The organism is Hankyongella ginsenosidimutans (assembly GCF_005144965.1).
Classification (GTDB): Bacteria; Pseudomonadota; Alphaproteobacteria; order Sphingomonadales; family Sphingomonadaceae; genus Hankyongella; species Hankyongella ginsenosidimutans.
This window is the reverse complement of sequence record NZ_CP039704.1, coordinates 2,439,373-2,451,053: the sequence shown is the minus strand read 5'-3', so window position 1 is coordinate 2,451,053 and position 11,681 is coordinate 2,439,373. Positions and strand designations below refer to the sequence as shown.

Sequence of the window (11,681 nt, the reverse complement as noted above, 5' to 3'; positions counted from 1 at the left end):
TCACATCAACGGACCCGCAGCCCCAGTGAAGCGGTGTCCGCGGCAGTCAGCCTCTGTGGCGCGCCTGTCGGTGTTGATCTGGGGAACGCATCGGCCCGATGGCCGCATGCCTGGAAACGGTTGAACAGATGGAGCTGCGATGAGCAAGCGGATTTCGGCGAAGTTTAAACTCGATCGCCGCATGGGTCAGAATATCTGGGGCCGCCCGAAGAGCCCCGTGAACAAGCGCGAATACGGCCCCGGCCAGCATGGCCAGCGCCGCAAGGGCAAGATGTCGGACTTCGGCACCCAGCTGCGCGCCAAGCAGAAGCTGAAGGGCTATTACGGCAACATCACCGAAAAGCAGTTCCGCAAGGTCTATGCCGAGGCCGTGCGCCGCAGGGCGACACCTCGCAGAACCTGATCGGTCTGCTGGAAGTGCGCCTGGACGCTGTCGTCTATCGCGCCAAGTTCGCGCCGACCGTGTTCTCGGCCCGCCAGCTGGTCAGCCACGGCCATGTGATGGTCAACGGTGTCAAGTGCAACATCGGCTCGCGTCAGGTGAAGGTCGGCGATGTCGTTGAACTCTCGCCCAAGGCCAAGCAGATGGCGCTGGTCATGGAAGCCATGGCGTCGGCAGAACGTGATCTGCCAGACTACATCCAGCTCGACAATGTCGGCAAAATCGTGTTCGCGCGCGTGCCGCAGCTCGACGAAGTACCCTACCCGGTCCGCATGGAACCGAACCTGGTGGTCGAGTTCTACTCGCGCTGATCCGGCTTCCAGTAATGATAGCATTGAGGGCGTGGCGGCAGTCGCGCCCTCTTGTTTTGAGACGAGACGTTGCTGCGTTAACCGTTCTGTCATGCGGGCGTCATGTCGACGTCCTACAAAGCCCTCCATACTTTAACGGAGGTTCTTCATGTTACACGCAGCTTTTCGGGTCGGCCCAGCGCTTGCCGGGCTTCTGCTCGCTGGCGCCGCTCATGCCGCGCCGTTCACCGCAAGTATCGGTGGTGCCGACTACACCGTGCAGGGCCTGGTCGGATTCGGCCGGATCGATGCGGCGACGCGCGACAAGTTCGGTGAAACCTTCGGTTCGATCTCTGGCCTCAGCACCGTCGCCGGCAGTTGGGCGCGTGCCGGCGACAGCTACAGCGGCACTTTCATCACGCTGCCGGATCGCGGCTACAACGTTACCGGCACCACAGACTACGCGCCGCGCATCAACTATGTCGATTTCAGCTTCACACCGGTCGGCATCAACAGCGTGAACAACAGCCAGAACCAGATCCAGCTGGCGTTGCGCGACACGCTGAAGCTTTACGAGACCGTCGGCAATGGCATCCAGAACCTCACCGGCCTTGATCCGGTGCCCGGCGGGCTTGCAACCGGCGGCGCGCGCCCGGCGACCGCAACCCTGCCCGAGCTGCCGCAAGCGTTCAACGGCAAGCTGGCGCTGGACGCCGAGGCGATCGTCCCCTGAAGGACGGCGGTTATCTCATCAGCGACGAATATGGCCCGTCGGTGTATCGCTTCGACAGCACCGGCCAGTTCATCGGCGCGCTGCCAGTCCGGCCTCCCTGCGCCCCGTGCGCAACGGCGTGAGCGACTACAGTTCCAACAACCCCGGTTCGGGCCAGCCGGTGCCGAATCCACTCAACCCAACTGCCGGGCGTCAGAATAATCAGGGTCTGGAGGGCTTAAGCCTCGCCCCGGACGGCAAGACGCTGATCGCTGTGCTGCAAAGCGCCGCCATTCAGGATCTCAACTCGGCCAGCATCAACACGACGCGGCGGACCACGCGCATCGTGACATACGACATCTCCGACCTCGATAATCCGGTCGTGACCGGGGAATATGCGCTGCAGCTCCCCACCTACCTGAACGCCAACGGCAACGTCCGCGTGGCAGCACAGAGCGAGATTTTGGCGCTCTCGCCAACCCGCTTCCTGATTCTGCCGCGCGACGGTGCCGGCCAGGGCAATGCGGACCCGCTGTCGCGCTACCGGCAAGTGGACATCGTCGACTTCGCCGACGCCACCAACGTGCTCAACACGCCGGACGAGGCGCAAATCGCACCGAATGGCGTCCTGAAGGACAGCATCACGCCGGCCACTCGTCCCTTGGCTGAACATCAACAACAGTGCTGAACTGGACCGCTTCGGCCTGCATAACGGCCTGCCGAACGATGAGAACAACCTCTCGGAAAAGTGGGAAGGCCTGACCTTGCTGTCCGTGCTCGATCCCGACGCCCCGAACGATTATTTCCTGTTTGTCGCCAATGACAACGACTTTCTGACCACCAACGGCTTCCAGGTCGGCGCGGCTTACGATGCCGGTCTGGACAACGACACGACTTTCCTGGCCTATCGCGTCACCATTCCCGGTTTTGCCACCCCGGTCGATGCGCCGCCGGTGGCCTGGATGCTTGGGCTTGGCGCCCTGGCGGCGATGGGCATGGAGCGCCGCCGCCGGCGCTGACACGGGTAGTGTCTCAGTTTGAAAAGCCCGCTCGTGGTGAGCTCGGACAGAACCACGAGCCGCTCACCCCTTCTGTCCAAGCTCAAGGTGAGCGGCAGAATTTCAAACTGAGACACTACTCTGACACGGCCAGCCTTTACAGATTTGACCTGGAATGGCATCAACAGGGCATGGCTCGACCCCATGCCCTGTTTGCTTGCGCGGCAAGCCCTGCCGCTTGCCCGGCTCCCGACCTGCGACTTAGCGGCCCGCGGGCATAACGGACCCTGGGCGTCGACGCGCGGCGCGCCCTGCGGACCACCGCCCCGGGGACGACTTTGCGCCAGCCGCTCATCCAAGCTCAGGAGCCAGTTATGGCCATGAACCACGTCAAGATTTTCGATACCACCCTGCGCGACGGCGAACAGTCGCCCGGCTGTTCGATGAACCTGGAAGAGAAGCTGAAGGTCGCCGCCCAACTGGAGGCGCTCGGCGTCGATATCATCGAGGCCGGGTTCGCCATCGCGTCCGAAGGTGATTTCCAGGCCGTCAGCGAGGTTGCCCGCCAGTGTCAGCGTGCCACGGTCGCCAGCCTGTCGCGTGCAGCGGAGGCCGACATCAGCCGCGCCTGGGCGGCGGTCAAGCATGCACGCGCGCCGCGCATCCACACCTTCATCGCCACCTCGCCGCTGCACATGCGCGTGAAGCTGCGCATGGAGCCGACAGACGTCCTGGAAGCGATCCGCAAGTCGGTCAGCCACGCCCGCAATCTGTGCCCCGATGTCGAGTGGTCGGCCGAGGATGCGACCCGCTCCGACCCCGATTTCCTGTGCCGCGCCGTCGAGATCGCGATCGCGGCCGGCGCCACCACCATCAACCTGCCGGACACGGTCGGCTATGCGACGCCCGAGAGCTATGCGGCCATGTTCAGCGATGTGATCGCGCGCGTGCCGGGGCGGACCGGGCCACCTTCTCCACGCACTGCCACAACGATCTGGGCCTTGCGGTCGCCAACACCTTGGCGGCCATCGCTGCGGGCGCGCGCCAGGTCGAGTCGACCATCAACGGGATCGGCGAGCGCGCCGGCAACGCCGCGATGGAGGAGGTGGTGATGGCGCTGCGCACCCGCCACGACGTCATGCCCTACGCGACCGGGATCGAGACCACCCAGATCACCCGTGCCTCGCGCCTCATCTCCTCGATCACCGGCTTTCAGGTGCAACCGAACAAGGCGATCGTCGGTGCCAACGCCTTCGCGCACGAGTCTGGCATCCACCAGGACGGAATGCTGAAAGACAGCAGCACCTACGAGATCATGACCCCTGCCTCGGTCGGTCTCACCGCCTCGAACCTGGTCATGGGCAAGCACTCAGCCGCGCCGCCTTCAAGCAGAAACTGGACGAACTCGGCTACAGCCTCGGCGACAACGCCTTCCAGGACGCGTTCAAGCGCTTCAAGGACTTGGCGGACCTGAAAAGCACGTCTACGACGAGGACATCATCGCGCTGGTCGACGACTCGACCGCCCGCGCCAACGAGGCGATCCAGGTGCTGGAGGTCGAAGTCTATTGCGGCTCGGCCGGTCCGCAGCGCGCCATCATCACCTTGTCGATCGACGGCGCCGAGCACACGGCCGCCAGCCGCGGCAACGGCCCGGTCGATGCGCTGTTCAATGCGATCCGCAAGCTGGTGCCGCACGACGACGCGACACTGGCGCTCTACCAGGTCCACGCCGTGACCCAGGGCACGGACGCCCAGGCAGAGGTCACCGTCCGTCTGTCCGAGAACGGCCGTACTGCGCAGGCGACAGCCGCCGACCACGACACCCTGGTCGCCAGCGCCCGCGCCTATGTCAGCGCGCTCAACAAGCTGATCCTCAAGCGCGGCCGTCAGCCGGTCGATCACAGCGACGGGCTGGTGCGCAGCGCCTAAACGCCCAGCATATCAGCCAGCCAGGCCAGCAGCGCCCGGTCGTGCCAGGGCACGGACGCGTCCGCTGCGTGAAATCCGCAGTGGCCGCCGCCATCGCTGATCCGGCAGGTTGCGTGGGGATCGCCGCCCAGTCGACCTTGCGGTAGTCCGCGACCGGGATCCAGCTATCGTCCTGCGCCGTGATCACCAGCGCCGGGCGTGCAAGCTGCCGAAGATGCGGCGCGCTGGCAGCCTGTGAATAAAAGTCCTCAGCTCCCTGAAAGCCGTGCATCGGCGCGGTTACCGTCTCGTCATAGTGGCGGATCGATCGCGCGGCGGCTGCAGCCTGTTTCAGCGGCGCTGGGAACTGGCTGGCCGCCGCCCCTTCCTTCATCCATTTGAGCAGGTAGCGGGCATAGAGGGTGTTGCGCGGCTGCTCGATGGCTGCGACCGCGTGCGCCGGCATGATCGGCGCGCTGACGGCGGCACCGCCCATCACCGCGTCCGCGACCATCCCCTCGGTCAGGTATTTCAGCACCGTGTTCCCGCCCAGCGAATAGCCCATGAGGATGACGCCGTTTGCGGCAGGGTCCGGCAACTGCGGTATCAATGCGGCGATATCCGCTGTCAGGCCCGTGTGGTAGAAGCTTGCGCAGCGCGGTGCGGTCTCGCCTGCCCCGCGCAGATTGAGCCGCAACACCGGGTAACCGGCCGCAAGCAGCACGGCGGCGCTTGCAACCAGGGTTGCGCCCTCGCAACTGCCGGTCAGACCATGCGCGATTGCCACCAGCGGCCGTGACGTCCCGGCCGGTGACTGCAAGCGGCCTGACAGCCAGTCGACGCCGTTGCTGGCGCGGAACCACAGGGTCTGCTCCGGCCAGCGCGCAAGCTCGGGGCGCGGCGGCGAGAGGATATTGCGCAGCGTCTGCAAGTCACTGCCGATCCAGGGAAACGTGGTTTGAACGCTTGTGGATACATGCCGTTTCCATTGAATGTTCTTGTTTTGTTTTCATAGTGCGCTACAAGGCGCATATGACGATACGCCCTTTGCAGGAACTGGATCAGGTGCGCCATCCCAGCGAGCGGCGCGGACGCGGGCCGTCACCAACCCGATCAGCACGCGCATGCCCGATCTGCAGCGCACCCGCGACCCGGAGCGTTGGGATGAGGAGGAGCCGCCGACGCTGACGACCGACGTCACCATCGAACAGCCAAAGACCATCATCACCCGCAACCAGTCGCCGGACATCGCCTTCGACCGCTCGATCAATGCCTATCGCGGCTGCGAACACGGCTGCATCTACTGCTTCGCCCGCCCCACCCACGCCTATCACGGCCTGTCGCCTGGCCTGGATTTCGAGACCCGGCTGTTCGCCAAGCCGACCGCTGCCGCCCTGCTCCGGCAGGAGCTGGACCGGCGCGGCTACACGCCGGCCCCGATCGCCATGGGCACCAATACCGACCCCTATCAGCCGATCGAGCGGCAGTACCGCATCACGCGCGGCATCCTGGAACTGCTGCTGGAGACCCGGCACCCGGCGACCATCACCACCAAGAATCATCTGGTGACGCGCGATGCCGACCTGCTCTCGGCCATGGCGGCGCTCGGTCTGATGGTGGTCAACGTCTCCGTGACCACGCTTGACCGGCGCTGGCGCGCGCCATGGAGCCGCGGGCCTCGACGCCGGGCAAGCGGCTGGAGGCGATCCGCCTGCTGGCCGAGCGCGGCGTACCGGTCAACGTCTTCGTCTCGCCGGTCATCCCCACATCAACGACCATGAGATCGAGGCGATCCTGGAGGCGGCGGCCGGGGCCGGTGCTACTGGCGCGTCGTCGATCCACCTGCGCCTGCCCCATGAAGTCAAGGACCTGTTCAAGGCCTGGCTGGCCGAACACCGGCCGGACCGCGCCGAACGCGTGATGAGTCATGTGCGCGCCATGCGCAACGGCCGGGAGAACGACCCCGATTACGGCACCCGCATGCGCGGTACAGGCGCTTACGCGGACATGATGCGCGCCCGCTTCGAGGCGGCCTGCAAGCGCTACGGTTTGCAACGGGACCGCTTTGCCCTGCGCCGCGACCTGTTCCGCCCGCCTGCCAAAGCACGTCAGGGCGAACTGTTTGGTTAGACCTGCCCGCCTGGTCCTCAGACCAGACGGCTATGGGCGACGGCCGCCTGGATGAAGCTGGCGAACAGCGGATGCGGCTCGAACGGCTTCGACTTCAGTTCCGGGTGATACTGCACGCCGATGAACCAGGGGTGGTCCGGGTATTCGATGGTCTCCGGCAGCAGTCCGTCCGGGGACATGCCGGCGAAGCGCAGCCCGGTCGCCTCCAGACGCTCGCGGTAGCCGACGTTGACTTCGTAGCGGTGCCGGTGCCGCTCGCTGATCTCCGCCCCGCCGTAGATACCAGCGATGCGCGACTGTGCGCGCAGTGTCGCCGGATAGGCCCAGGCGCATGGTGCCACCGAGATCGCCGCCCTCCTGACGCACCTGCCGCGCACCTGCCTGTTCCCATTCGGTCAGCAGACCGACCACCGGGTCCGGGCACGGGCCGAACTCGGTCGAGCCGGCGCCGTTGATGCCGGCCAGATGCCGGGCTGCCTCGATCACGGCCATCTGCATGCCGAAGCAGATGCCGAAAAACGGGACGTTGCGCTCGCGGGCGAAGCGTGCCGCGGCGATCTTGCCTTCCGCGCCGCGCGCGCCGAACCCGCCCGGCACCAGGATGCCGTGCATCGGCTCGAGCTGCAGCGCCGCGTCCTCGCGCTCGAAGACTTCCGAGTCGAGCCACTTGATGTTGACCTTGACGCGGTTGGCGATGCCGCCATGCACCAGCGCTTCGGACAGCGACTTGTAGGCGTCTTTCAAGCCGACATATTTGCCGACGACGCCGATCGTGACCTCGCCCTCGGGGTGATGGATGCGCTCGACGATGGTGCACCAGCGGGTCAGGTCCGGCGGGGCGCCGCTTCCATGCCGAAGGCGTCCAGCACTTCGGTGTCGAGCCCTGCTGCATGATACTGCATTGGTACTTCGTAGATGCTGGCGGCGTCGAGCGCTGCAATCACCGACGACGGCCGGACATTGCAGAACAGTGCGATCTTGGCGCGGTCGCCCTCCGGCAGCGGATATTCCGAGCGGCAAACCAGCACGTCCGGCTGGATGCCGAGCGCACGCAGCTCCTTGACCGAGTGCTGTGTCGGCTTGGTCTTCAGTTCGCCCGCCGCCGCGATGAACGGCACCAGCGTCGTGTGGATATAAACTGCATGACGCCGCGGCAGTTCGTTGCCGAGCTGGCGGATCGCCTCCAGGAACGGCAGGCTCTCGATGTCCCCGACCGTGCCGCCGATCTCGCACAGCACAAAGTCGACGTCGTCGGTTTCGGAAACGGCGAACGCCTTGATCGCATCGGTGACGTGCGGAATCACCTGCACCGTGCCACCCAGATAATCGCCGCGGCGTTCCCGGGCGAGAATGTCCGAATAGATGCGCCCCGAGGTCACATTGTCGGAGCGCCGCGACGGCACGCCGGTGAAACGCTCGTAGTGGCCAAGGTCGAGATCGGTCTCCGCCCCGTCATCGGTCACATAGACCTCGCCGTGCTGATACGGGCTCATCGTGCCCGGATCGACGTTGAGATAGGGATCGAACTTGCGCAGCCGCACGCGATAGCCGCGCGCCTGCAGCAGAGCGGCGAGCGACGCCGCCATGAGACCTTTCCGAGCGAGGAAACCACGCCGCCGGTGATGAAAATGAACCGCGCCATGGGACTTAGGGTTTACCTGCGCTTGATGTGTTTGACCACAGCCCACATGACCTGCGGGCGCAAATTCTTCGACTTGCAGCTACTGGGCGTCGTTTGCGGGTACGCTCTGGCCTTGCGGCTCCGCCGGTGCGGCTGGTGGCGTCGCGAGCGGCAGCCCGCCGGTCGCCCCGGCATCGACCGGCGTTGCAGGGGCCGTCCCGGCAATCGGCGCGGAGTCGGGCAGCGCCGCTGGCGCGCTGGCCGGCTGCTCGTTCAGCAGTTCCTCGACCTGCGAGCGCGACGAGCGGTTGTAGCCCGCCATGACCGCCAGCAGGATGGAGTTGGCGATGAACACGGCCGCCAGAATGGAGGTCAGGCGCGTCAGCAGGTTAGCCGCGCCGCGCGCGGTCATCAGGCCGCCCGCGCCGCCGCCGCCGATGCCAAGCCCACCACCCTCGGAGCGCTGCAACAGAATGACCGCAACCAGACCGATGGTCACGAACACATGGAAAACCAGAACCAGGATCATCCAGGTCGACATCTGGAGCATGCCTTTCTAACGCGGCTGAACCCGTGCCGCCGAACAAAGGCGGGCGTGTATCGCGCGGCCGCGCGCTTTGCAAGCGACGTGCTGTCAAGGTAGTGGGTCATTTTGAAAAACCGCTCGTGGTGAGCCTGGACGAACCACGAGCGGCTCAACCCTTCGTCAAGCTCAGGGTGAGCGGCAAAATTTCAAAATGACCCGCTACCGCTGTCAAAGCGCCGATGCAGCGCGGGCTGTCGCCAGGAAACTCTGGGCGGTCAGGCTGGCGCGCGCGAACAGCAGGCCGTCGACATCGTCCAGGGCGCAGATCCAGCCGGCGTTGTCTGCATTGGCCGAACCGCCGTACAGCAGCTTCACGAATGCGCCGCGCTGACCGAACCAGTCCACCAGTTGCGCGCGGATGAACCGTTGCACCGCCTGGATATCGCCGGCGCTCGGCACCGTGCTGGCGCCGATGCACCACACCGGCTCGTAGGCAATCACCAGCCGTTCGACATCCACATCCTTGGGCAGGGACTCCGCCAGTTGCTCCCCGATGACATCCAAGGTGCTCCCAGCCTCCCGCTCCTGCCGCGTTTCGCCGACACACAGGATCGGCAGCAGCCCAGCGCGCTGCGCTGCAGCGAGCTTTGCTGCGACCTCCAGGCTGGTCTCGCCATGGCCGGCACGGCGCTCGGAGTGGCCAACGATCGTAAAACAGGCACCGGAGTCGGCAATCTGCTCAGCGGAAACATCCCCGGTGTAGGCACCTTCGGTTGCAGCATGGCAATCCTGCGCGCCGATCAGGATGCCTGACCCTGCCGTCAGTTCCGCCGCCGCCGCCAGCAGGGTGAACGGCACCGCAATCGCCACCGCGACATCTGCGGGCAAGGTGGGGCAAGCGCCCTTGATGATGTCGATTTCGGAAAGTGCGGCGCGCAGACCGTACATTTTCCAGTTGCCGACCAGGAGTTTCGAAGAAGCGTCCATAAAATTTCCGTCAAGAACTGCCAGATGCACGCTGCTAGCAGCAGGTGCTCCGGCTCGCCAGTTCCCCTTGCCGCCACCAGGCGACATCCCTATGGTCTGCGGCGTTTTGGTAACAGGTAAAAGCGACTAGACTGCATGATCGGGGCATTCCGTAAATTTTCCACCTCCTCCGCGGCGGCAATCGTCTTCGGGCTTCTGCTGGTGGCGCTGGTGGCAACCGGCGGTTTGACCGGGCGCAATCCTCTGGGCGGTGCCACCGGGTCCGGCGAGTTGGCGGATGTGGGCGGCCGCGCCGTGAAGACAGCAGACTTCCTGCGCCGGCTTGATACGGTCTGGAAGCAGGAGCGCGAACAACGCCCCGAACTGACCCAGGCCGACCTGGTGCGGCAGGGCGGCGACCGCGAGGTGCTCGACCTGATCTCTCCCTGTTCGCCATCGACGAAATGGCCGAGCGCCAGGGTGTCGTCGCTGGCCCGCAGCAGGTCGCGGAGGCAATCCGGGCGATCCCGGCCTTCCAGCTCGGCGGGGCGTTCGACGTCACCAAGTACAAGCAAGCGCTGGCCCAGAGCCGGCTTTCGCAGAACGAGTTCGAGAAGGAACTGGGGCAGGATCTGGTGCGCGACCAGTTCTCGCGCGGCATCGGCATCGGCGGCGATGCGCCGGAACGGCTCGGCAAGGCCTATGTCTCCTTGCTGCTCGAACAGCGCGCCGGCCTTGTCGTGCGGGTGCCGTTCGACCGCTTTGCCGGCAACCTCCCGACGCCGGACGAAAAGCAGCTCACCGCCTTCATGGACGAGAACAAGCGCGCCTTCAGCATCCCCGAGCTGCGCCGCTTTCAGTATGTGCAGCTTGACCTCGATACGGTCGTGCAAAGCATCAAGCCGACGGATCAGCAGCTTAAGCAGGCGTTCGAGCAGAACATCGCCGACTATGGCGGCGCCGAACAACGCACCATCGAACAGGCGCTGGCACCGGATGAAGCCACAGCAGCCAAAGTGACGGCGCGACTGAAGAACGGCGAAAGCTTCGCCGCCGCCGCGCAAGCCGAACTCGGCCTGACCGCGGGCGATCTGGCGCTCGGCAAGCTGACCGAGACCGCTTACGCCGCGCAGTCCTCCCCTGAAGTCGCCGCCAGCGCATTCCGCGCCAAGGCCGGCGAGACGGTTGGCCCACTGAAAAGCAGCCTTGGCTATTATCTGGTCCATATCGCCGGCGTCGAGCCGCCGGCCGTCTCGTCCTTTGAGGCGGTGCGCCCAGCACTGACCGTGAAGGTGCAGCGCGAACTGGCGGTCGACAAGCTCTATGATCTCAGCCGCAAGCTCGATGACGATCTCGCCGCCGGCACCACGCTTGAGGAAGCGGCGAAAAACTGAATCTGCCGGTGCAGACGGCAGGCCCGGTGAGCGTGACCGGCCGCAGGAAGGATGGCAGCGACGCCGAGCTTTCGGCCTCCGTCGTGCCGATCCTGACCGCGGTGTTCACCCAGCAGCTCGAGGACGAACCCAAGATCGAGAAGCTGGGCGAGAACAGCTATTACGTCGCCAAGACGCTTGAGATCATCCCAACCGCGCTGCGTCCGCTGGCGGAAATCCGGCCGCAGGTGGAGGCCGCCTGGCGGCAGCGGCAGATGGCGGAACGCGCGAAGGTTCTTGCGGACAAGCTGGTGGCCGGCGTGCGCAAGGGCGGTCGCCTGGATACGCTTGCAAAGGCTGAGGGCATCGCGCAGATTCAGCCGGTGCAAGGCGCGCGACTTCAGGTCCTGCAGAATCAGAACATCCCAGCGGTCATCCGCCTCATGTTCAGCTTGCCGAACGGCCAGGCCGGTTATGCGCCAGCCGAGCGCGATGCAGCGCTCTATGTGGTGCAGGTGCTGACCAGCCAGCCCGGCAACCCGGACCAGCCGCAGGGCAGGCAGTTGCTCGCCCAGACGCAGCGGGATGTCGGCGGCTTGTCGAGCCGCGAATTGTCCGAGAGTTTCGCGCTGGCGATCCGCCAGTCGCTGGGCGTGACCTACAACCAGAAGGCCATTGACGCGACCCGCAAGCGCCTTCTCGGCGACGGCTGA

General features: G+C 65.4%; 10 protein-coding genes and 5 pseudogenes. 11 read left to right on the top strand and 4 right to left on the bottom strand.

What is annotated here, in order from left to right; translation table 11 throughout:
- The first annotated feature begins 139 nt into the window (after window positions 1–139).
- From rpsD to E6W36_RS23675, 7 genes and pseudogenes are all read left to right on the top strand, one after another.
- Window positions 140–753, top strand: a pseudogene (gene rpsD, locus E6W36_RS14405) (30S ribosomal protein S4).
- A gap of 148 nt (window positions 754–901) precedes the next feature.
- Entirely contained in the window at window positions 902–1,465 is a 564-nt protein-coding gene (locus tag E6W36_RS14400; RefSeq protein ID WP_222873028.1) for a hypothetical protein, read from the top strand.
- A gap of 106 nt (window positions 1,466–1,571) precedes the next feature.
- The gene (locus E6W36_RS14395) at window positions 1,572–2,132 is read left to right on the top strand and encodes an esterase-like activity of phytase family protein (RefSeq protein WP_222873027.1); all 561 of its coding nucleotides are present in this window, start codon (window positions 1,572–1,574) and stop codon (window positions 2,130–2,132) included.
- Window positions 2,133–2,208: 76 nt separating this feature from the next.
- Window positions 2,209–2,463: a hypothetical protein gene (locus tag E6W36_RS14390; RefSeq protein ID WP_222873026.1), complete on the top strand. Its 255-nt coding sequence runs from the start codon at window positions 2,209–2,211 to the stop codon at window positions 2,461–2,463.
- A gap of 353 nt (window positions 2,464–2,816) precedes the next feature.
- Window positions 2,817–3,554: a beta/alpha barrel domain-containing protein gene (locus E6W36_RS23685; RefSeq protein ID WP_281277355.1), complete on the top strand. Its 738-nt coding sequence runs from the start codon at window positions 2,817–2,819 to the stop codon at window positions 3,552–3,554.
- Window positions 3,461–3,754 (top strand): annotated as a pseudogene (locus E6W36_RS23680) (homocitrate synthase/isopropylmalate synthase family protein); the annotation flags it as partial. The gene E6W36_RS23685 and the pseudogene E6W36_RS23680, both read left to right, overlap by 94 nt.
- Window positions 3,755–3,764: 10 nt before the next feature.
- Entirely contained in the window at window positions 3,765–4,373 is a 609-nt protein-coding gene (locus E6W36_RS23675; protein ID WP_425459742.1) for an alpha-isopropylmalate synthase regulatory domain-containing protein, read from the top strand.
- Here the strand turns inward: E6W36_RS23675 and E6W36_RS14380 are convergent.
- Window positions 4,318–5,283, bottom strand: a complete 966-nt coding sequence (locus E6W36_RS14380; protein ID WP_222873025.1) for a YheT family hydrolase — start codon at window positions 5,281–5,283, stop codon at window positions 4,318–4,320. The genes E6W36_RS23675 and E6W36_RS14380 overlap by 56 nt on opposite strands.
- A 193-nt stretch (window positions 5,284–5,476) precedes the next feature.
- Between E6W36_RS14380 and E6W36_RS14375 the strand changes: the two are divergent.
- A pseudogene (locus E6W36_RS14375) lies at window positions 5,477–6,482 on the top strand (PA0069 family radical SAM protein).
- 17 nt (window positions 6,483–6,499) lie between these two features.
- Here E6W36_RS14375 and E6W36_RS14370 read toward each other — a convergent pair.
- The 3 genes and pseudogenes from E6W36_RS14370 to tpiA all read right to left on the bottom strand — a co-directional run bounded on the left by E6W36_RS14370 (window position 6,500) and on the right by tpiA (window position 9,616).
- Window positions 6,500–8,124 (bottom strand): annotated as a pseudogene (locus tag E6W36_RS14370) (CTP synthase).
- A 79-nt stretch (window positions 8,125–8,203) separates the two neighbouring features.
- Window positions 8,204–8,653 carry a preprotein translocase subunit SecG gene (secG, locus tag E6W36_RS14365; protein ID WP_281277351.1) on the bottom strand — a complete coding sequence of 150 codons (450 nt, stop codon included), beginning with the start codon at window positions 8,651–8,653 and terminating at the stop codon, window positions 8,204–8,206.
- Window positions 8,654–8,857: 204 nt separating this feature from the next.
- Complete coding sequence (gene tpiA / locus E6W36_RS14360; protein WP_222873024.1) at window positions 8,858–9,616, bottom strand: triose-phosphate isomerase; 759 nt, start codon at window positions 9,614–9,616, stop codon at window positions 8,858–8,860.
- Window positions 9,617–9,751: 135 nt separating this feature from the next.
- Here tpiA and E6W36_RS23670 point away from each other — a divergent pair.
- From E6W36_RS23670 to E6W36_RS14345, 3 genes and pseudogenes are all read left to right on the top strand, one after another.
- A pseudogene (locus E6W36_RS23670) lies at window positions 9,752–10,018 on the top strand (SurA N-terminal domain-containing protein); the annotation flags it as partial.
- A gap of 41 nt (window positions 10,019–10,059) precedes the next feature.
- Window positions 10,060–10,989: a peptidyl-prolyl cis-trans isomerase gene (locus tag E6W36_RS20975; RefSeq protein WP_222873023.1), complete on the top strand. Its 930-nt coding sequence runs from the start codon at window positions 10,060–10,062 to the stop codon at window positions 10,987–10,989.
- Window positions 10,990–10,997: 8 nt separating this feature from the next.
- The gene (locus E6W36_RS14345; protein ID WP_222873022.1) at window positions 10,998–11,681 is read left to right on the top strand and encodes a peptidyl-prolyl isomerase family protein; all 684 of its coding nucleotides are present in this window, start codon (window positions 10,998–11,000) and stop codon (window positions 11,679–11,681) included.